Here is a 21,394-nt window from a genome sequence, read left to right on the forward strand (position 1 = left end):
AGGAGCCACCGCTCCTTTGCGGTGGCCGCCTTATTATGGCTCCATACCGGAATTCCGCGAAGATGCTAGAATTCTCCCATCAATCCTGCGAGCTACGGTATACTTCAAAGCCGGACAGACGCGGACACCATCTCGATTCCAAAATGGTAAGCCTGATATATTGAGCCCGTACAGCGGGAAAGCGGCAAATGCGTTTGCGCCCGATCACCGTCCCGGATTGGATCGCATGCCAGTTCATATTCAAGCTCGAAGCGCTCGATCCGCTGCCCGTACCGGTATTCAGCCAATACGATATGATCAAAATCGATCACTCACCCGAAGTCCAACTCAATCACCGCTGAAAAATCCCGACATATCGGGGTTGAACAGCAATTCCTGCACCAGCATCTGATCGATGGCCTTCAGCGAATTATCCACCGATCGCATCGCCTGCTGAATCATCGTCTCATTCGCCTGAATCGCACCCTGCCGCGACTGTTCGCCGAGCATTTGAAAAAAGACAAAAAACACAAAGGAAATTACGATAAAGAAGACCGGCATATACGACAAAAGCTGACGGTAAAACCACGCTTTTCTTCCCATAGGCATCCCCCTAAGCGAATCCTTATCTCATCGTCGATTGAAAGTAATTTCATCATAGAAGAATGGACGGGGATTACCAACACTTTTTTGGAGCACGGAAGAAAAACAAGTCTAAAGCATCACGACTTCCATAGCATTTACACAGCCCTTAAGCTATGGTAATTATCCTTGTCTTAATAAGCTGCGGCAACCGGAGGGAGATCAGCCGCTGATAGGCCGGAACTACGGATTTGGAGGAGTGGGCACAGCCGGTTCTCCCTCGCGGCCAAGCCTCCGGCTTGCCGTTTCCCTGCGTCCCGTCGCGGGGACATGAGCTCCCGCTTTGGCCAAACCGAACCTCGGCATATTGTTGTACAGACATTCATATTGTCCTTCCGGAACCAGATAGGTTTCGTGGAATATCCCTACGTCCCCTCCCGTTCCGACCTTGCGGTTGAAATCCCGCCATGCCTTCAGGTGATTGGCTCCGTGACGGGCATAATGCTCCAGGTGTTCGAAGCTCCTCCAATATTGAATGAGGGTAAGTCCCCGGCCGGAAAAATGATAGGTACCGTCCATGAAGCCGAGCTCCTCCTTGTTCCGGTACAGCTCCTGAATCATCGGGGTCATGGCGTTCATGACAGGCAGCCACTTATGCACCGCCCACCATTTGTTAATCCGAAACCCGATCACGAATACAACAAAGGATCCTTCCATGTGTGCGGTATATCGACCTGGAATGACTTTGCTCATACTTGCTCACTCCTCATCCTTAATTTCCAGCAGACCAAGATGCGTTTCGTAAAAGCGACCAATTTCGGTTGAATTGTACAATTGCGCCGTCAGAAACGCGCCATAAAAAATGGTGAAACAGATCTGCACGGCTTGCTCCAAGGTAAAAGCTTTGTTCAGCCTTCCGGCTTGCTCCTCTTCCTTCATGAACTGCTGGAACAAATCGTACATGTTGGGTGACTTACTCCCAGCTTCTTCGTGACCGGGAAAGAGCAGCGATACTTCCGCAGAGCTAAGCTCCGGCATGCAGGGCTGCATGTTCTGCTCCGCGAGAAAGGAGATCAGGCTCGGCATCATGCCTGGCCTCAATTGATGCTCATTAGCCACTTGGGACAACAGATGCCGGAACGCCTGAAACCCTTTTTTCCCTTCCGTATCGATCTCGATAACCCGCTCGGTCAGCCATACCCGCATAAAATAAATCAGCAGATCTTCTTTACGTTGATAGAACTTAAAAAAAGTGACCTTTGAGATTTCGGCTCGCCTGCAGATGTCCTCCACCATAACCTGGCTAAACATCCGATCGCTCATCAAGGATAATGCCGCTTCATACAGCGCGATTTTGTTCTTGGCTTTCTTTAATTCCCTTAATGGGATATCCAGTTCCATTGTGATTAGCACCCCTTAAAGTTAACTCATATAAATAAATTAACACGAGTTAATTTATTTTGTCAACACAACCAAATCAAATAGGCAGACAAAACACCCCTAACATCAGGCACGCTGATGTTAGGGGTACGGGATACTTTCACTCTGTCTTTTGCATATGGGCTCTCTTCCTTTACCAGTACATATCCCAATCTTTAAAGACCCTCACTAAAGCTTCGAAATAGAAATAGTCCCCCCAGATGCAGCATTCGTCGATTCCGTTGCCGAGCGGCTTTCCGTACACCGCATGCTGCAGAATACCGTTGGATCCTGGGAGCGATACCGTAGTATATCGATCGCTTAAAGACTCAAGCACACGCAGTGCCGCGTTCTCGTACGTACGACGCTGCGGATACGAGAGCGGCAAGTGCTTTGCCAGTTCCAGCATTCCGCATACCGAAATAGCGGCTGCCGAGCTGTCCCTCTCTTCCTGCCCTTTGGTGAATATCAAATCCCAATAGCACACATAATCCTCTGGCAGCCGATTCAAAAAGTAATTCGTGACTCGCTCGGCATCATGCAGCAGCGATTCATCCTTCGTATATGCGTAACTGAGCGGCATACCGTAAATGGCCCAGGCCTGACCGCGGGACCAGCATGAATGATCCGCATATCCTTGGGACGTTTGCCCAAACCTTGGTTCTCCGCTCTCGACATCCATATAATACGTGTGATACGTTGAGGAATCCTCGCGGATCAAATAACGGGAGGATTGCTGCGCATGGCTTATGGCGGCGCGCCGATACTCCGGTTTGCGGGTTTCCTCTGCCGCCCAATAGAGCAAAGGCAAATTCATGCAGCAGTCGATGATCATTCGGCCGCGCTGTGACGGTTGGTCCAGCTTGCCCCAAGCTTGAATGATCCCGGCTTTCTCGAAATACCGCTCCATCAACAGGTCTGCTGCGGCCAAGGCAATCCGTCTCGCTTCCTCATTCCCGGTCAGCTTATAAGCGGCAACGCAGGACAAGGAATACAAAAATCCCAGATCATGCGTCTCCGTGGCGATGCGCTGCTCCACGCGCTCCTTGTAGCTGTGGAGCTGAAGCTCCGCAGTCGACCGGTACTTGGCATCCCCCGTGACCTCATAAGCAAGCCACAGCATCCCGGTCCAGAATGACGAGGTCCATTCCGTATTGCCGATTGGCTCGTAGATATGATTGCGGCTTGCAGGGGATGGAAAATGGCCTGAAAATGTGTCTAAATTCTCATCGATCTTATGCAGCACGAATTCGATGGTGGCTTTGGTCCTTTGCTGCGTCCATGTCGTTATCTCGCCGTATTTTAAAGGTTCCTGGATCGCTTCCATTTCTAATTGGCCACTCCTCTCCGCGTTTAACGTTATTGCCCGCTTGCGCTCACCCGATATTTGCCGGGGGTGACCCCCTCCAATTTCTTGAATGCCCGGATGAACACGACATCATTGGTATAGCCGACCAGTTGGGCCAGCTGCGCATTGGTCAGCTCCGATTGCTCCATCAATGTCTTCGCTTTCTCAATTCTCGCTCGGGTAATATAGTCGGTGATATTGCATCGATTCATCTTCTTAAAGAAACTCGAAATATATTGCGGCGTCATGCCGAAATGATCGGCGATCATACCGAGTCCTAAATTATAATCGGTTAAATTCCGGTCAATGAATGCCATCATATCCTGCTGCAGCTGGATGCTGTGATCGCTGTGCTCCGTATGAAAGAGACGGGTCAGCTTTTCATACAACCGCTTGGTCTCAGCCTGCATTTCATCACTTGTGGCACAACCGAATATGTGTTTTACGGGATCAAAGCTCGGTCCCAGCAGGGTTTCATGATTCGTGTTCGTCAAATTCAGTATTTTCAGAAAGGTGCTTATGATATTGAAGAACAGGCATCTGCCCAGTTCAGGGGTCATGCCCGCCGAATTAAAATTCATCGTGTAAATATTGTCCAGCAGCTTGGCAACGTTTTCCGTATCGCCGCTTCTGACATGATTAACAAGCTGCGACTCGAACTCGATCGGATAGTAATAATGATGCTTAATGTCCCGTACATATCCGAAGTGAATGATGGAATTTCTACCGCTGAACATGCGGTAATCCAGGGCGGCCATGGCTTCGAGATAAGCGCTGCCGATGGTTCCGTTTCCTGTGTGTACGCTGCTGACGGCAATCGTCACGGAAATGTGGAAACGGTCCTCCAGTATACGGAGCAATCGCTCTGCAATCTCATGAAGGAAGAGCTCGGCATCCGCCTCCTCAACCGGATGGAAATTGACCAGGAACGCTACCCGGTCTCGTTCCATATCGACGGCGAATCCCTGGTGACCCGAATTCGCAATGTCCGTGCCGATATTGGAGACAATAAAGCGGATTTGCGTCCAATCTTGCTCGGATGGTTCCGGTGACAGTCTTGAAATATCCACAGCTTGAACGATGATTACTGCAAACATATCAGACCCGAAGTGTATGCCCATGGCCACTAATGACGGCCCTCCTTGATCCCCCGCATGATCCGGATCGATGTACCCCCGAATGAGCCTTGACAGAAAATCAGCGCGGATGACGGGCGTTTGCCTGAACAGTCGCTCTCTCAGATGCCGCTGCTCAACGAGCGAGCCTTCGATCGTTTGCAAAATGAAATCATATTCGTTCGCGGCCGGCTTATCCTGAATCGGCTTTCCTTGAAGAATGGCATCAACCACCCGTTTGACGGGACTGTATTGTCGGTATGCAAACCAACAAGCAACGGCTGCTCCTGCGACAAGCGAAACGACAAACACCGTCAGCGCCATTCTCTTCAGTTGTGCTACTCGTTCCATGACACTGTCCATCGGCATGACGGATACATACTGCCAGCCGGCCTCCTTGGATTCCGTAAAAGTGATCATGCTGTCCGTGCCATTTAATGCTGTCTTGAACAATCCCGATGGACCGGCTAGTCTTTCCGTCACCTGCACGGACAGCTCCGAGTCCGAGGAACTTGCGATCACGCCCCGTTCCTTATCGAGGATATAAATCTCGCTGTCGTTGGCGGACTCGATTTGCCGGAACATTTCTTGAAGCTGCTGCCCATCGATCATGATAACCAGCGTTCCGCGGATATTAGACACTTCATGAAGCGGAAGGGATTGCGCATAAGTGATCACATTCGCCGGGTTGCCATTTCCTTGGTTCGGGTCCTGAAGCAGCACATCGGAGGGCAGAAATGCCTTGTTATGATAGCTGCCAAGCAACGTCCGCTTCCATGTATCAAAGTCCATATGCCCAAACCGGTAATACTTGTCGTAAAAGGTTCTTGCATCCGTCCGCAATCCAGGCTTCAAAATGACGTCTCCGGCCTGCAGATGAACATAGTAGTCCTTCACGAATCCGCTTACAAAAGATTGATAACGATTTAAGTAATCGCGGACGAATTCTACCTGGCGGTACGCCCCCCCTTGATCATGCCGATTAAGATTCAGCAAATAAGCCAGTTTGGGGTTAAACATAATTTGCTTGGCCAATATATCCACTTCTTTAAGCTTGCTGTCCATGGAAAGCCGCAGCTGCTCCAGCATCGCCGAATTTGAACGCTCCGCATTGTTTTCCATCACGTTTTCCACCCGTCCATATAGAAAAAGCCCCACGGTCATAGGCAATAAAAGGATGAGCAAATACGAAACGATCATGGTTTTCAAGACGCGTCCCCGGCTGCTCTTTCGCTTGCCGGGAAGAAGGCCGGGTATCGAGATCATGACGCATTCCTCCAAGAAAATGTATGGAAAAACCTATTTCTTGAATCCTTCGCCAAACGGACTAGCAAACCCTTTAATAAATTCGGTCACCCCAAGAGAGACGCCACCCCCCGTTAAAAGGGATGCTTAAATTTTGGGTATATCGGGGTATTAAAACACCTGAACTAATCGCACCGAACGAAGCTTCACGGCAGCCGCCTGCCAAATTTCCGGTCCGAAAGGTTTCGGCTTCGCAAGCTTGGTCGATAAGGTCAATGCATACGTACCTGGATTGTCAATGACGATTCGCCCGATCGATGACTGAACCTCGGTATACGGATGCTGGCAGGATATGGAGTCGCTGACGACCTTATCCTCTTGAGGAACACACGCAATCGTCTGCTCTGCTGCCCGTACGGTGACTTCATGATCATATTCCTTTTCCCAAACGGCATCGGATCTTTTAAAGTTGACGAGTTTGACTTCATATATGCCGGACGACGACGCCTTAAAGGTCCACCGGGCCTCGTTCATCCCGTTGCCTGTCGTTATGTCCGACAGTACAAGATCCAAATGAATTGCGCCCTCCGCCTGTTGGATAAAACTCCGATCTACATCGATCCTGCCCTCGACTTCCAATGCAATAACTGATACGTGATCTTCCGGAGGAAGCTCCGGCAATCGGATCCGCATCGCGTGATGGTCCGTTTCCGGCCGATAGCTCTGTTGCACGGGAAGACTGCCTGTGCTCGGGTCCGTGAGCAGATAAGCTTTTTCAACCGTATTTCTCACCCCGTTCAATACCAGATCTTCCGTTGGCCAATGGCGATTGTACACATGGAGGAAGATCGTATTTCCTTTCACCGTAATCGCCCCCCATTCCAGCTCGTAAGGGAACGGGCTTGCGCTTGTGCCGTAGACCGCCTCTCCATTTCGCGCCAGCCAACCGCCAACTTTCTCCAGGCGTAGAGCGGATTTTTCCGGAATTATTCCTGTTTCCGTAGGGCCGACATTGAGCAGCAGATTTCCTCCCTTGCTTACGATGTGCACCAATTTTCGGACCAAAGCATCCGTCGATTTCCATACTTGATCCTTCGTGCTGTACCCCCACGATTGATTTAGGGTCATCGGCGTCTCCCATTCCCTTGTTTCCTCGCCATGCATCGGGATTTCGTTATCACCCTTGGATTGGTAGTCTCCGAAATCAGGCCAATGGCTTACCCTGCTGTTAATCAGGCATTCGGGCTGAAGCTCGCGGATCATGTTCACCATCGCTTCGCTCTCCTTCTTCGACAATCCGCCGGATGTGTCGAACCAGAGCAGGCCGACCGGACCGTATTCCGTCAGCAGCTCGCGTACTTGTCCCTTCGCTTTATGGTTCCAGTAACTGAAGAACGCTTTCTTCTCCAGCTCGTAGTCCCACAGATTGTTAAACGTATCATGGAGCGCATGCGGATGGTGCCAATCAATGACATGCGAATAGTAAAAGCAGAGGCGGATTCCTTCCTCCCTGCAGGCCTCGGATAATTCCTTCAACGCATCCCGGCCGAATGGAGAAGCATCCACGATATTGAACGGGTCCGTCCGTGAATGGTACATGGCGAAGCCATCGTGATGTTTGGCTGTAATGACGATATATTTCATGCCTGCCCTTTTGGCGCAATTCACCCAAGCTTTGGCATCAAACTGTGTCGGATTGAATTCCTCGGCAAGTTTCTCATATTCCTTTACCGGTATTTTGTTGGCATACATGACCCACTCCCCTTTGCCAAGCAGCGAATATACCCCCCAGTGGATGAACATGCCGAATTTGGCATCCTTCCACCACTGCATCCGGTTCTTCCTTTCCGTTACGATCTCTAATGAGTCAGCCATCGTTCTCCTCCTATTCCTTAATGGCGCCGATCAAAACGCCTTTGACGAAATATTTTTGCAAAAACGGATACAGAAGCAGGATCGGCAATGTGGATACGATAATCGTTGCATATTTAATGGTGTCCGCGATCGCCATCCGGTCTCCCGAGGCTTCCGTCATCATGCTGTCCGTTGTATTGGTTATGAGAATTTCCCGTAGCACGAGCTGGAGCGGGAATAGCTCCCGGTCCCTTAGATAGATGAGCGCCCCGAAATATGAATTCCAGTGCCCTACGGCATACCATAGAATCATGACGGCGATAACGGGCATGGACAGCGGAATAATGATCCGGAACAGAATGATCAGATCGTTCGCACCGTCGATTTTCGCCGACTCCTCAAGACTAATCGGGACGGACTGAAAGGCGGTCCGCATAATGATCATATTGAACGTGCCAATCATCCCGGGGATCAGCATCGCCCAGATCGTGTTCAGCATCCCCAGGTTATTGATCAGCAGATAAGTCGGAATTAGGCCGCCGCCGAAAAACATGGTGATGACGATCAGCATCATCAAGAGATTTTTGAAGTACAGGTTTCTGCGGGACAGCACGTAAGCACCGATCGCCGTGGCCACCAGATTGATGGCTGTACCCGCCGCGACGTAGATCAGCGTGTTCCGATATCCCGTCGTAATCATCGGATTGTTAAACACCGCCTTATAGGCTTCGAAGTTAATATCAAGCGGAGCGAACAGCAGCCCCCGGTGTTGGGCCAATGAAGCGGGATCGCTGAACGAAGCGAAGGCAACATACACGAACGGATATAAGGTGACGAAGCAGAGGCCCGTCAGGATCAACGCGTTCAAACAGACGAAGGTTAACTCTCCTGCGGATCGTTTGTTAGCCATGAACGCCCTCCTCTCTACCACAGTTTATGTTCGCTGACCCGCTTGCTGATCGAGTTCGCGAGTACAAGCAGGATGAAGCTGACAACCGAATTAAATAATCCAACGGCGGTCGTGAAACCGTAATCCGTCTCCAGAACCCCTCTCCGGTAGACAAAGGTCGAGATCACGTCTGCCGTTTCATAAGTAAGCGGGCTGTACATCAGCAATACTTTTTCGCTGCCAACACTAAGCATGGAGCCCATATTGAGAATGAAAATGATGATGATCGTTGGCAGCATGCCCGGCAGCGTGATGTGCAGCATTTGTTTCCACCGGCCTGCCCCGTCCATCTTGGCAGCTTCGTAAAGGGTCGGGTCAATGGTGGCGATGGCGGCAAGATAAATGATCGAACCCCAGCCTACGCCTTGCCAAATGCCGGAGCCGACATATATCGTACGGAACCAGCTGGCCTCGCTCATGAACGGAATCGATTCGATGCCGAAAAAGCCCAGAATCTGATTCACCAAGCCATCTCTTGCAAGAAAATCGAACATGATCCCTGTCACCACGACGATGGATACGAAATGCGGCAAATATGATATCGTCTGAACCGTACGCTTAAAAAGCCGGCTGCGGATTTCGTTCAGCAGCAGGGCAAGAATAATCGGTGCCGGAAACGCGAAGATAAGCTCATAGACATTGATCAGCACCGTATTGCGCAGAAGGCGTTCGAAATAATAGCTGTTAAAGAAATTGCGGAAATGCTCAAATCCGATCCACTCGCTTCCCCAGATGCCATCGGCAATGCTGAAATCTTTGAAAGCCATCAAGAGACCGTACATGGGTCCGTAGTGGAAGACGGCATAGTATAGAATGACGGGAAGCGCCAGTATATAAACGAATTTATTCCTTCTCAAATCGTTCGCAATCGTTGTCCATTTCCCTTTGCGATACTCGAAGGGATTATCCTGGGTTGTAGACAATCGAATCCCTCCCTCCAAAATGATTGATATTACAGCGCCAAGAGCGGCGGAGACTGCAGATTTCCGCCGCTTCAGGACGTTTAACCGTTTACCGTTTACCGTAACGCTCCAAGGCTTTTTGCTGTATTTCCAGAGCTTCGGCAAGACCCATGGATTCAATGGTTTTCACATACTTGTCAAACTGATCCAAAGGCTCGGCGCCCATGACGAACTTCAAGTACATCTCGTCCTTGTATGTGTTGATGTCCGTCATGATTGAAGCATAGCGGCTGCTCTCGGATTGGGTCGGCGTTGTGCGCGGCATTTTCTTTTCCATGGTCGGCTCTGCCCAGATGATCTTGGACTCCAGCTGATCCGGCTCGGTCGTGTATTGTTGATCGAATCGTATATCAAGCATGAACGGTCCGCTGAAGGTTGCGCGGTTATGCTTGGACATGGACTGGATCAATGGCAGTCCGGAAGGATCTTTCAATACTTCGGGCTTAAATATCGGCTTGCCGTCCTCCATCGCGTAGCTGACGCCCTCTTTTCCGAAATTAAACAACAGGGTGCCTTCCTCGGAATAGCCGTAATCCAGCCACTTCACCGTTTCAATCGGGTTTTTGTTGCTGGTGGTAACGGCTGCCCCGATTCCGTTAAATGCATAATCCTTATATCCCCAAATCTGCTTATCGCCTTGGTTCATCACAGGATATGGGGCTGCCACCAATCTGAAGTTCGGATCTTTATCCTTCATCAGCGTTCCATACTTGCCAATCCCGCTGCCGGTGTATAGAATCGCTGATCCGATCTGCCCGCCCGTAATCTTGGCCTCCAGCATTTTCTCATCGGTCGTCGCAAAGTCCTGATCAAGTAAGCCTTCCTTGTACCACTGGTTCATGAGCGTCAGGAATTCCTTGAACCTCGGGTCCGTCGGGCCGTATTTAACCTGTCCTTCCTCTTGGTAAAATCCGGCATTAATTCCCCATGCCCCGAGAAAAGCGGTCGTTGTATCGACATCTCCTTTCGTCAGATACAAGGGAATCTCATCCGCCTTGCCATTGCCGTTCGGATCTTGTTCCTTAAAAGCCTTCAACACGTTGTACCATTCATCAATCGTTGTCGGCATCGAAAGCCCCAGCTTATCTAACCAATCCTGCCGGACCGTCGGTCCGAGAAATACCTTAAGCTTGTCGTCGGTGCGCAGGAACGGGAACACATATATGCTGCCGTCATCGGTCGTAATTTCCTTCTTCCACTCCGGATGCTCCTCAAGCACTTTTTTAAAGTTCGGGGCGTATTGGTCGATCAAATCATTGAGTTTGATGATTTTGCCGTCCTTGATCGCCTTCTCCGGTCCCCCCGGGTAACCGGCCCATGAATATTCGATCACGTCCGGGAGCTTATCCGAGGTCATCATGAGGTTGAACTGCTCCGTAGCCTGCTGGCCCTGCGGAGGATGCTGAAAATCCACTTTCACCCCGGTTATCCTCTCCAGTTCCTTATAAGCCTCGATTTCGTTATAACTCTTCATCGTAGCGGACACTTGGCTAACGATTTGCACCCAATACGTCAGTTCCGATAGAACCGGAGGGGATTCCGGGTCCAACGCTGCCTCCGGTTGTTCCTTGGCAGAGCCGCCGCAGCCTGCCGCTGTAATGGCCATGGTGGCGGCAAGCAAAACCATCCAGAATACTTTAAACCTGTTGACCTTCATTATCATTTGCCTCCCTTTTCATTTGCATGTTGTGTGCACTTCTGGTTTGTTAAGCACCACCTTACTGAACATTTTGGTGATTGAACACTGCCGTGTTTTCTAATTGTGCAATATATTTTTAAGGTGGTACATTGTCTAAATTTAATCTTGGACTGATTTATTTAATGATGGATGGCCACTACAGAAATGAAGGGCGGCCGAAACGGCCGCCCTTTTCATCAATATAAGCTGCTAGGAAGCGAAGCCGAACTGCGGCTTCGGATGTAGTCTATGTCTCCAAGAAGAAGCTCCGCGAAGCCGAAATCGATATGCTTGCCTTGCTGCGCTTTGATGGCATTCTCCAGTGAAGTCAGCGCTTCTTCGGCAGCTTCGCTTCCGGCCGGATGCTGCTGGAGATCCGAGATTTTGGCCAATAAGCTTTGGGAGATACCACGATTATCGATCCATCCCTTCTCTTCCCCTGCTCTCACGATATCGTCGAGCTGTTCCTGGTCGACAACGACTTCGAATGGGTATTCGCGAACCGTGATATTCCCTGCTGCATCTTCTGCCGATATCCGAAGAGTGTGCGGTCCGGCCGTTAGCGTTAACGCTTCTACAACCAGCGTATCAGGAGCTTCCTTACCATCCAGCTCCAAGGCGATATTGGATACACCGCTTAATGTGTCCGAGATTTGAGGCGAAATGGTGATATGCTCAGTTTGGTATACGGATTGGGTCACGTTTGCCGTGATTTCCGGCCCGGTCCGGTCGATCTTCACCGTCTTGGAAGCTTCGTCGCTTGTCACGCCCGACATAGCGGCCGCTCGGGCATGTAACGTTGTCTGGCCTTCCGCTTCTACAAGTATGGGAGCCGTGTAATCCGTCCATTTGCCTTCGGATCCGATCTTGTACTGGCTTCGCATGCCCGCCGCTTCAGCTTCCGCTGTCATGGCAACGGTGACCTTCACCGATTCACGGTTCCACTCGGTGTCCATGTCGGCCTTAATCTCGGGAGGAGCGTTCAGCATATTCGTCTCCCGTAGCCGCCATACTTCCTGCGAAGGCATCGGCAGATTCAGGGCGTCAACGCGGGAACGAACCTCATCTTTGGAATACGGCAGGGCCCATTTGTCAAAGAATTCCGTCAGATTCTCGCCTGCGATTGTGGATGCCATGACCACAAACGTATCGATCTCCTCTTGGTTCGTCGCAGGCAGCTCCGACGCCGGCAGCTCCCGGTAGGCCTTGTGAAGCTCGGCGTAAAAATCCCATCCATAAGCCAGGGAAAGCTGGCGGAACATCACGAGATAGCCGAAGAGATCCAACTGGCCCGAGGCGCCGAACGACCTGCCCGGAAGATCGCTTTCGATATATTCAAACGCTAAGTCATAGAAATCTTTCCCATCGGCATTGCGAATCAATAAGTTGCTGCTGTTGCCGAATTTCTCTTGGACGTATAAGGAGTAAATATTTACCGTGATTTCACCCGTTACGTTCCAGTTCCAGGCTCCTTGCTGATATTCGTGGCCGGTCTCGTGCCAGAAGCCCCATCCTCCCTGAGTAACTCGGGATATGTCCACGGCATGGCCCGCTGAAGGATCGATGTGGAACATGATCGGATAGCCGGCATGCATATAACCCGCACTAATTTGACGATCCGCAACGTAACGGAACGGAAGGTCTATACTCTTATGGGGAAGCGGTTGATTTGGGGAGAGTCCTGCGACTTCCTCTGTGTAGTCCACGATCGCGTCCCACTTCTCCAATAATTGCTGCGGATCTCCAAGCTGCCTGATATACTCGGACGGAAGCGTCAAGATCACTCTGCGTCCTTGAAGTTCTGACCATGGAGAAGGATAATATCGAATCGCATCTTCCCATTCGTCAGAAGAGGTCTCACCAAGGATATAATACGGAGCACGAACTCCCCCGCTGATTTCAATATTCTTCTCAACGCCAGGCTGCAGCTTGGTCGGAATCAGGTAAATCAGACCGCCATAAGGGCTGCGAATCCGATTTTCACCCGGAAGGAGCGGCTTTCGCTGCGTTATGACCGGAGGTCGTTCCCATTCCGTTTTACTTGTCAAATTGTCCGTGTGTGCCCCAACCTGCACATCCAGATGCTGCGTGCCTTCAGGGACCTGAACCGTTACCCAATCTCCGGCCGGCGCGTACAGCCCCGTGCTGATCCAATTCTTCGGAACCGTCCCTTGACGTAAATAGTCAAAGGTTGAATAATCAAAATTCACGTGAACGGATTGTCCCGTCACTCGCGGGGCGTCCGCCGGAACAGCTCCAGGAAATTGATCGGCATAAGGGGATTTGGGGGCCGTCAGATCATTGCCGATCCGCCCCAATTGAAATGCTAACAATGCACTGGTATAGGGCGCTTTGGAACGGTCCAGCGGAAACGTAAGCTGGGACTCCAAATCGCTGGCATCCTGCTCGATCACGGCATACAGCGGACTTTGAGGGGTGATGCTGCTGACGGTTCCACCTGTCACCGAAGCGATGACCTGCAGCTTCTTATCCGCGCCGGCGCCAGGCCGCCCGACGTTCACCTGATCCGGTGACAGCGTTCCTGCCTCAATCGCTTCGGCCTGCTCCAGCAGCTTTAGCGAATGATAATTGGCGGATTGCTCCGTCGTCAGTTTAGGCAGGGTTTCCGTTCGAGTCGATGCCGTATTGTTCATTAAGCCTAGGCCCATCCGGTTCAAAAGACGCTGTACCGGGAAATCCTCACTGAGCCTACCCGACCGGCCTTCATATGCATTCCCGAGAAAGACATGCGGATACTGCTCCATCACCCAGCCCTTTAAGGGAACAACGACATGACCGCCTTGCGCGACGTAGTCCTCGAGGACGTCGACCTCACTATCCTTCAAGGTGCCGTCAACATAAGCTACGGGGTAGCGGGACGGATCCAAGTGCTCAGGCGTGAATTGCTCCAACCGGACCAGATCGATCGGCACATCGGTTTCGATGGTATAATTCTTCCACGTTGCCGACAACATGGGCAATCGGCCCTTGCCTTCCAATGCCTCCTGATAGGTCAACGTCTCGGAATCCTCGGTCAGCCACAGGAGGATGTTACGGGCCACCGTCTTCCGCTCATCGGTAATATCGGAGGTAAACTTGAAATAGGAATCGTCACCTGCAACAACGACTTTGCCTTTTCCGTAACGGGCAGCCGCGAGAATCGGCGTCGTATCGGGGTTCACCGCCAGGACGAAGGCTTGATCTCCGATGGCAGCTACTCCCCCGTTATACGTGGCCGATACCGTCGGATAACCGGACAAACCCTTGTAAATAACATCAAGATCCTGTTGAGTCGCCATATTCGCGGCGGTGTTCGAGTCTAATACATGAACATCAGCCTGCTCTGTCATACCATCGGCCGCCATCAGTGTCTTTCCTGCTGGCGGAACGGCCACAAGCGCGCACGCAACTGCCAATAACAGCTTCAACCACTTTTTGGTGTGGAAACCCATAGTCAACCGTTCAACTCCTTTGTCGATGATTTCGTAATTAGCAATGAGAAACGAATAACTTCGATTCCACCTCCCCTGCGATCCCTTTCTCCCCACGTCCTAAATATAAAACGGCCGCCCGGAACACCATACAGTCGATTTTTAAGATCGGACTGTATTTTTTCCGGACGGCTCTGCCTTTTTTTAATATTCGGTTGACGGTAATCAAGCGGTGTGCCTGTTTCTAATGATCAGCCCCTGGCTGCGGCATCCGCATAGAAGATAATCGTGTAAAATTTCGTTGTTTCATTACCAGGATTCACGTACCGATGGGGCCGGTTAGCTGAAAAATGCACAGAGCTTCCGGCAGGGACGGTGTAGCTCTCGTCTTCGCGCCAGAGCTCCAGCTCCCCCTGGTGCACAAAAATATACTCCTCCACGCCATCATTATGAGCTTCAGATCCGTGATCGCATCCCGGATCCATTATAACCATATAGGACTCAAATTTGGTGCGCAGGTTGTAGGAGAACAAAGGGTATACCCGGTACGCGCCTTCTGCCTCGTGAAAAGGCTCCACGTCCTCAGGTGATACCACGGTTACTTCGGTTTCCGCCTCTTCGATGAGCGTGGTAAATGAAATGCCGAGGCCGCTAACGATGCGCCACAATACGGAGATCGTCGGATTGGAATCCCCCCGCTCGATCTGTCCCAGCATGGCTTTGCTTACACCGGTCAACTCGGCTACGTTATCGAGGCTGAGGCCCCGTGATTTGCGAATGGCTTGCAGATTTCTCCCTACTTTTTTATGAATGGGTTCCAAGTGTAACCATATCCTCCTTCTGAAACTAAGCCGTTAACTGATCTTGCTCTGATCCGCTTGCGGCTTCTCCATAAGCTTTGACACCATATCATCGGTCATATGGTTCAAATCATATTGTACATCAAATCCCCATTCTTCGCGTGCTGCAGTTGCATCGATGGAATCCGGCCATTCGTTCGCAATCGCCTGACGGACAGGATCCACGTCATAGTCGAGGCTGAAATCCGGTATATGCCGGCGGATGCTGGCCGCAATCCCCTCAGGATCGATGCTCATCGCCGTGACATTAAAGGCGTTACGGTGCTTCAGCTTGGACGGATCAGCTTCCATCAATGTCATGATGGCGGAAATCGCATCCGGCATGTACATCATGTCAAGGTAGGTCCCTTTATCAATATAGGAAGTGTAGCTTCCATTGCGGATGGCCTCTACATACATCTCAACCGCATAATCCGTCGTTCCCCCGCCCGGAGGCGCGGAGTGGGAGATCAGCCCTGGAAAGCGCAATCCGCGGGTATCCACTCCGAATTTATGGTAATAGTAGTCACACAACAGCTCGCCCGAGACCTTGCTGACTCCATACATCGTTAACGGGCGCTGCACCGTGTCTTGCGGCGTTGCTTTTTTCGGGGTATCCGCCCCGAATGCCGCGATGGAGCTCGGCGTAAAGAACTGGCAGGATAATGCCCGTGCCGTCTCGAGGGCACTTAACAAACCGCCCATGTTCAGGTTCCACGCCAGTGCCGGATTGGATTCCGCCTTGGCGGACAACAGGGCTGCAAGGTGGATAATCGCATCCGCCCGGTGTTCTTTAGCCGCTTCGTGGAATGCGTGGTGGTCGGTTACATCCAGTATTCTGAATGGTCCTGATTGGACCGTTTCATGATGGATTTGGCGAATGTCCGTTGCGAGAACAGCTTCTTCACCGTAAACTTGCCGCAATTTCGCCACCAGGTCTGAGCCAATCTGACCGAGCGCACCGGTTACCATAATTCGTTTCATCACTTGTGCCCCCTTATTAGATCAGACCCAGCTCGCGTCCGATGGTTTCATATGCGGAAAGTGCGCGATCCAGCATCTCCTTCGTATGGATGGCGGTTGGCATATTCCGAACTCTTCCCGTGCCTTTTGGCACCGTCGGGAACACGATCGATTTGACATACACGCCTTCTTCGTACAATCTGGTGCTGAATTTCTGGGTGGTTGCCTCATCTCCAATAATGCAGGGGGTAATCGGAGTTTCGGTACGACCGACAGAATAGCCAAGACGCTTAAGTCCTTCCTGCAGATAACGGGTGTTCTCCCACAGCTTCATTTGCAGATCTTTGCTGTTCTGCAGGATATCGATAGCGGTAATACAAGCGGCTACGGTGCCTGGAGGCAGCGCCGTGGAGAACAGGAACGGCCGGCTGCGGACCTTGAGCCAATCCACCAGATCCCGTGATCCAGCAACATACCCGCCGACAACGCCAACCGCCTTGGACAGCGTGCCGATCTGAATATCTACCCGCTCCGACAACCCGAAATGCTTCACCGTACCTGCACCGCCCCCAAGAACGCCAGATCCATGAGCGTCATCCACATAAGTAATCAGATCATAGGTTTCGGCGATCTCCACGATTTCGGGGAGCTTCGCAATATCGCCATCCATCGAGAACACGCCATCGGTAATGACCATAATTTTGTTATATAAACCGGATTCTCTCGCTTCTTGTGCTTTCGAACGCAAATCGTCCATGTCCGAATGGTTAAAACGAATAACCTTCGCCTTGGTCAATCGGCAGCCGTCAATAATGGACGCATGGTTGAGCTCATCCGACAAAATCGCATCCCCGGCACCCATCACCGCCGAGATTGCCGCCATATTGCAATTGAAACCGGATTGATACGTCAGCACCGCCTCGGTTCCCTTGAACTGGGCAAGCTTCTCCTCAAGCTCTACATGAAGTGCAAGCGTTCCGTTAATGGAGCGAACAGCGCCGCTTCCAGTCCCGAAATCGGTCGTAGCCCGGATTGCCGCTTGTTTCAATCGATCATCATTCGCCAGTCCGAGATAGTTGTTGGAAGATAAATTCACGAATTCACGACCCTGAATGGTAATGAGCGGACCATTCGGACTTTCAAGAGGCTGGATCGTATTATAGAGTCCTTGCTCCTTGAGTTCCGTTAGATTATCCTGTAAGAAAGCGCTTAACGATTGACTGGACATATTAAATTCCTCCCGTGGATCCGAAGTATCTTAACGTACATATCATTTACCATTCCATTGTATGCAAAAAGTCACACGTATGCAATATCCCGCACAAAAATATGCTATATTGCATAAATGAAAAAAGCCATGCTTCCTCAACTGAGAAAGCATGACTTCTTCATGGTTATTCTCTTAACGTCCAAATATCGGTATGCGGCTTAGGCAAATTCAATGAGGCAATCCTTCCTCTTCCGTCTTCCGTCAGACCTATTGCCCATTTGTCGAAAAATTCAGTCAGGTCCTCCCCAGCCGTTTGAGAAGCTATGACGGCAAAAGTATCCACCGTACCTTGAATTTCGTCGCGAGATAATTCGCGGTATTTCTCGAATATCCGGGTATAGAATTCCCAGCCGTAAGCAAGCTGAAGCTGCTTGAACATCACCAGTCTTTCATAATTGCCGATTTGGCCGTATTTTTTTGCCGGATCATGGTTTTCTACAAATTCGATTCCCCGGTCATAGTAATTCTTGCCGTCATTCCCGATTTTCAATAGTTCGGAGGCATTCCCATACTTCTCTTGGGTGTACAGTGAGAATAGGTTAACGGTCACTTCCCCTACATCGCTCCAGGTCCATGTCCGCTGCTGGTATTCATGCCCAAGTTCATGCCAGAATCCCCAAGCGCTTGTTTTTACATAATGGACATCCAGCAGGTTGGCCGCATAACTGAACGGCATCATGATCGGATATCCCGCATGCATCGCCCCGGAAGAGATCTGTCCGTCGGCGACGTAACGGCGGTTCAATTGATGGGCGGTATGAGGCATCGCCCTGTCCGGATCAAGGCCTACCAGTTCATCATAACTGTCGTAAATTTCGTCCCAGGTCCGCATCAACTCCTCCGGGTCGGTTACTTGGTGAATCAAATCCGAGGGGACCGTCAGGATAATTCTTTCGCCTTGAAGCTCCGCAAAAGGGACGGCAACCGGCCCCGTGCGAATTCTATCCCATTCCTCAAGCGTAGTCTTGCCGAGCACGTAATGCGGTGCTTCCGCCGCCCCGCTGATCTTGACGGTTGCCCGAAAATCATCCTTCGCCTTTAGGGGAATGAGATATATGAAGCCACCATATGGGCTGTTGACTTGATGGATGCCCGGGGTCAGCTTCTGGTGGTTTACGATAAGCGGAACTCGTCCCCACTTGCCGGATCCTCTCAAATCGTCATCATGCGAACGATTTGAACCGTTAAATGCTCCACGCCTTGCGGTACTTCAAGCGTAATGACTTTACCGGGGGGTGCATACAATCCGGTACTGATCCAATTTTTCGACGGAAGGGCGTGCGTGTACATCGTATTGGGGAAATCAAAGTCGACCTCGACTTCACGGTCGTTAACGATGGCCGCTTCCTCCGAAACTACTCCCGGAAATGCGTCGGCATACGGAGATTTCTCGTTGGCCTTATCCAAGGTAAAATGACTGAAACGGAAGTTATGCAGCGCATTCGTATAGGGCTGCTGAAATTTTTGGATCGGGAACTCGGCGGGCGGCAGGCTGTCGGCCTCTGTATCTGCCCAAGCGTACAGCGGGGATTCGCTGGATAACGTTTCGAGCGTCTCGTTTAGTATATTGTAGAGCCGCTCCTGTTTTTTGTTCGTGGGTGTGCCCGGCGGACCGATATTGATTTGATCGTAAGTGATCGTTCCCTCTTCCACTTCCTTGCCTTGAGCAAGCCGTGTCTTGATATGATGATCGTTGGCTTGCTCATAGGTCAATGCCGATTCGCCCACATTGGACTCTGAGCCTCTATTCATCAGCGTCAGTCCAGCCCGGTTAAGCAGCTTTTGAATCGCAAAATCACGGCTGAGTCTGGCTCCCCTCAGATTGCCGACCTGAAGCACGATTTCCTCAGGGGTATCACGTGTTATTCCCTCGATGCCGCTCAGGTTATCCGCCACGACGATGCCGCCGCCTAACCGTAGATATTGGCCCAGCGCTTCCAGATCCTTATCCTTCATCGTATGGTCTACATAGGCTACCGCATATTTTTGCGGATTCAGGTTTACGGAAGCCCAACTGTCGATTTTCACCAATTCAATGGGTAAATCCGAATTTACCGTGAGAGCGGCAGAGGTAGTTATTAATCGAATTTTCTTTCCCGGCTTCCTTAATGCATCCTCATAGCGGTTCGTATGATCATTTCCTTGACCTTGATTCGTAGAGGCATCGTCCGTCAGCCACCATAAAATATTCCGGGCAAGCTTACCCGCGGGATCACCCGCCGACCCGGACAGATTGAAATACTCCTTGCTCCCGGCGACAACGATACGCCCTTTGCCGTAACGGGCTGCCGAGATGGCTGGAATATAATAATCGGGCACGTTGATATTGAATGCAGCGTCCCCTACTGCAGCAACGCCGCCGCCAGCGAAATATGGAATCGCTTGCAAATCCTTATAAAATATGCTGAAATCGTTCTTAAGCACGTCCAAAGGCGTTCTGGCCGACCAGGGAGCATCGGCCAATCCGGATGATTGAAGTTCGGTCGGCCCGGTGGCATTTGCCATTGCAGGATCTGTCACTGTCCGTTTACTGATCTCCCCAGGTTCGGCAGCTGCAATGGATGCGGTCATTAATAATATCGCTGACCCGATTACTGCGAATTTCTTAATCCGTTTCATCATCTTCATTCCTTAACGATTCCTCCTCGATTTCCTTTGATATCCTGATGGAATGGCAAATCAGCCCAAAGCTTTGAAGTCATTACCTCCCCCTTGATATGTCATTGAATGGGATTCCTCATTTAGCTTAATGAATGCCGCTCGGATTTGTAATGCATAAAAAACACATCAATGTATCCAAAATACACAACCGGTAGGGGGCAGCCATTGGATATTAATCACCTGAAGTTGATTCAGAATTACCTCGCTAACGCGAACCTTCGCTTATCCATTGCCAAGGTTGATAAAGTGTCCCAGAACTGGCGCTTCTTTAATATGAGGCCGTCCTATAACGCCCTTTATTTTATAAGGGAAGGGGAAGGCTGGATTAAGATCGACGAACAAGAATATCATCCCTCCCCCGGACAAATCGTTCTCATGCCAGCCGGATCGCTTCATTCCATCTCTGTCGTTAACGACAACACCTACAGGAAGTTCTGGTGCCATTTTACCGCCAAGGTAGACACGCTGAACTTGTTTCAGCTGATTCATCTTCCCCACGTGCTGGATGTGCCGGACGAGTCATATATGGAGCAGTTATTCAAGGAATTGATCGATGCATATGGGAGCAGCGCTTGGACCGCCCCACTGCAAAGGAACGAAATACTGATGAAGCTTGTCCGACATTATCTTGACATCGTTCCCGATCGCCAAATCTCGCTGTCCATGCTGCCTGATATGCAGAAGCTCAACACGGTATTCCAGTATATCGAGGAGCATATCAGCGAAAACGTAAGCGTGGAACAATTGGCGGGACTTATCCATTATAATCCCAACTATTTTATCCGCTTCTTCAAATCCAAAATGAAGATGACACCTGTACAGTATATTATTAAAGTCAGGATCGAGAAAACAAGGGGTCTATTGATGACCACGGATTTGACGCTGGAGGAAATCGGGAGGAAGGTGGGAATGGAGGTCCATTATTTATGCCGGGTATTCAAGCAGTTCACCAACATGTCGCCGGGGGAATTCCGTAACCAGATCATGTCCAACCGCTAATAAAAATCCCCCTGAGAGGGTTATCGGAATCCTTTTCCGATACCTCCCAAGGGGGATATGATGGTCGACTATTTGATTACGAATTCCAAATCTCGTCCGC

17 protein-coding genes are annotated in these 21,394 nt (G+C 50.7%); 1 reads left to right on the plus strand and 16 read right to left on the minus strand.

The window, feature by feature from the left end:
• Window positions 1-104: 104 nt before the first annotated feature.
• The 16 genes from CRG97_RS23815 to CRG97_RS33885 form a co-directional block, all read right to left on the minus strand.
• A complete protein-coding gene (locus CRG97_RS23815) occupies window positions 105-311 on the minus strand; it encodes a hypothetical protein (protein WP_237566561.1) in 207 nt (68 codons plus the stop codon).
• A 16-nt stretch (window positions 312-327) separates the two neighbouring features.
• Complete coding sequence (locus tag CRG97_RS23820; protein ID WP_237566562.1) at window positions 328-582, minus strand: hypothetical protein; 255 nt, start codon at window positions 580-582, stop codon at window positions 328-330.
• A 222-nt stretch (window positions 583-804) separates the two neighbouring features.
• Window positions 805-1,314: a DUF4188 domain-containing protein gene (locus CRG97_RS23825; protein ID WP_098748156.1), complete on the minus strand. Its 510-nt coding sequence runs from the start codon at window positions 1,312-1,314 to the stop codon at window positions 805-807.
• A gap of 6 nt (window positions 1,315-1,320) precedes the next feature.
• Window positions 1,321-1,962 (minus strand): TetR/AcrR family transcriptional regulator, encoded by a 642-nt coding sequence (locus CRG97_RS23830; protein WP_098748159.1) that lies wholly within the window; start codon window positions 1,960-1,962, stop codon window positions 1,321-1,323.
• A gap of 172 nt (window positions 1,963-2,134) precedes the next feature.
• Window positions 2,135-3,307: a glycoside hydrolase family 88 protein gene (locus tag CRG97_RS23835; RefSeq protein WP_098748162.1), complete on the minus strand. Its 1,173-nt coding sequence runs from the start codon at window positions 3,305-3,307 to the stop codon at window positions 2,135-2,137.
• 32 nt (window positions 3,308-3,339) lie between these two features.
• On the minus strand, window positions 3,340-5,709 hold the full coding sequence (locus tag CRG97_RS23840; RefSeq protein ID WP_098748164.1) for a helix-turn-helix domain-containing protein: 2,370 nt from the start codon (window positions 5,707-5,709) through the stop codon (window positions 3,340-3,342).
• A 150-nt stretch (window positions 5,710-5,859) separates the two neighbouring features.
• A complete protein-coding gene (locus CRG97_RS23845) occupies window positions 5,860-7,563 on the minus strand; it encodes an alpha-L-fucosidase (protein ID WP_098748167.1) in 1,704 nt (567 codons plus the stop codon).
• A gap of 10 nt (window positions 7,564-7,573) precedes the next feature.
• A complete protein-coding gene (locus CRG97_RS23850; RefSeq protein ID WP_076324101.1) occupies window positions 7,574-8,452 on the minus strand; it encodes a carbohydrate ABC transporter permease in 879 nt (292 codons plus the stop codon).
• Window positions 8,453-8,466: 14 nt separating this feature from the next.
• Entirely contained in the window at window positions 8,467-9,414 is a 948-nt protein-coding gene (locus tag CRG97_RS23855) for an ABC transporter permease (protein ID WP_098748169.1), read from the minus strand.
• An 88-nt stretch (window positions 9,415-9,502) separates the two neighbouring features.
• On the minus strand, window positions 9,503-11,110 hold the full coding sequence (locus CRG97_RS23860) for a type 2 periplasmic-binding domain-containing protein (RefSeq protein WP_098748171.1): 1,608 nt from the start codon (window positions 11,108-11,110) through the stop codon (window positions 9,503-9,505).
• 218 nt (window positions 11,111-11,328) lie between these two features.
• Window positions 11,329-14,583 (minus strand): M60 family metallopeptidase, encoded by a 3,255-nt coding sequence (locus CRG97_RS23865; protein WP_098748174.1) that lies wholly within the window; start codon window positions 14,581-14,583, stop codon window positions 11,329-11,331.
• 230 nt (window positions 14,584-14,813) lie between these two features.
• Window positions 14,814-15,383 carry a helix-turn-helix domain-containing protein gene (locus tag CRG97_RS23870; RefSeq protein WP_036660138.1) on the minus strand — a complete coding sequence of 190 codons (570 nt, stop codon included), beginning with the start codon at window positions 15,381-15,383 and terminating at the stop codon, window positions 14,814-14,816.
• Between the two features lie 33 nt (window positions 15,384-15,416).
• Entirely contained in the window at window positions 15,417-16,385 is a 969-nt protein-coding gene (locus tag CRG97_RS23875) for an NAD-dependent epimerase/dehydratase family protein (protein WP_098748176.1), read from the minus strand.
• 16 nt (window positions 16,386-16,401) lie between these two features.
• The gene (locus CRG97_RS23880) at window positions 16,402-17,592 is read right to left on the minus strand and encodes a glycine C-acetyltransferase (RefSeq protein ID WP_098748178.1); all 1,191 of its coding nucleotides are present in this window, start codon (window positions 17,590-17,592) and stop codon (window positions 16,402-16,404) included.
• 166 nt (window positions 17,593-17,758) lie between these two features.
• Complete coding sequence (locus tag CRG97_RS33880; RefSeq protein ID WP_237566563.1) at window positions 17,759-18,790, minus strand: M60 family metallopeptidase; 1,032 nt, start codon at window positions 18,788-18,790, stop codon at window positions 17,759-17,761.
• Window positions 18,787-20,262 carry a M60 family peptidase N-terminal accessory domain-containing protein gene (locus CRG97_RS33885; RefSeq protein ID WP_237566564.1) on the minus strand — a complete coding sequence of 492 codons (1,476 nt, stop codon included), beginning with the start codon at window positions 20,260-20,262 and terminating at the stop codon, window positions 18,787-18,789. The genes CRG97_RS33880 and CRG97_RS33885 overlap by 4 nt, the downstream gene beginning before the upstream one ends.
• A gap of 198 nt (window positions 20,263-20,460) precedes the next feature.
• On the opposite strand from CRG97_RS33885, the gene CRG97_RS23890 reads away from it, so the two are divergent.
• A complete protein-coding gene (locus CRG97_RS23890; RefSeq protein ID WP_161952967.1) occupies window positions 20,461-21,294 on the plus strand; it encodes an AraC family transcriptional regulator in 834 nt (277 codons plus the stop codon).
• The last annotated feature ends 100 nt before the right edge of the window (window positions 21,295-21,394 follow it).

Origin of the sequence: Paenibacillus sp. EZ-K15 (assembly GCF_002573715.1) — a bacterium.
In the GTDB taxonomy this organism is placed as follows: domain Bacteria; phylum Bacillota; class Bacilli; order Paenibacillales; family Paenibacillaceae; genus Paenibacillus_AQ.

Coding starts and splice junctions, on each gene's coding strand:
- CRG97_RS23820 (WP_237566562.1), bottom strand. CDS start 582: ATGGGAAGAAAAGCGTGGTTTTACCGTCAGCTTTTGTCGTATATGCCG.
- CRG97_RS23825 (WP_098748156.1), bottom strand. CDS start 1,314: ATGAGCAAAGTCATTCCAGGTCGATATACCGCACACATGGAAGGATCC.
- CRG97_RS23830 (WP_098748159.1), bottom strand. CDS start 1,962: ATGGAACTGGATATCCCATTAAGGGAATTAAAGAAAGCCAAGAACAAA.
- CRG97_RS23835 (WP_098748162.1), bottom strand. CDS start 3,307: ATGGAAGCGATCCAGGAACCTTTAAAATACGGCGAGATAACGACATGG.
- CRG97_RS23840 (WP_098748164.1), bottom strand. CDS start 5,709: ATGATCTCGATACCCGGCCTTCTTCCCGGCAAGCGAAAGAGCAGCCGG.
- CRG97_RS23845 (WP_098748167.1), bottom strand. CDS start 7,563: ATGGCTGACTCATTAGAGATCGTAACGGAAAGGAAGAACCGGATGCAG.
- CRG97_RS23850 (WP_076324101.1), bottom strand. CDS start 8,452: ATGGCTAACAAACGATCCGCAGGAGAGTTAACCTTCGTCTGTTTGAAC.
- CRG97_RS23860 (WP_098748171.1), bottom strand. CDS start 11,110: ATGAAGGTCAACAGGTTTAAAGTATTCTGGATGGTTTTGCTTGCCGCC.
- CRG97_RS23865 (WP_098748174.1), bottom strand. CDS start 14,583: ATGGGTTTCCACACCAAAAAGTGGTTGAAGCTGTTATTGGCAGTTGCG.
- CRG97_RS23875 (WP_098748176.1), bottom strand. CDS start 16,385: ATGAAACGAATTATGGTAACCGGTGCGCTCGGTCAGATTGGCTCAGAC.
- CRG97_RS23880 (WP_098748178.1), bottom strand. CDS start 17,592: ATGTCCAGTCAATCGTTAAGCGCTTTCTTACAGGATAATCTAACGGAA.
- CRG97_RS33885 (WP_237566564.1), bottom strand. CDS start 20,262: ATGAAGATGATGAAACGGATTAAGAAATTCGCAGTAATCGGGTCAGCG.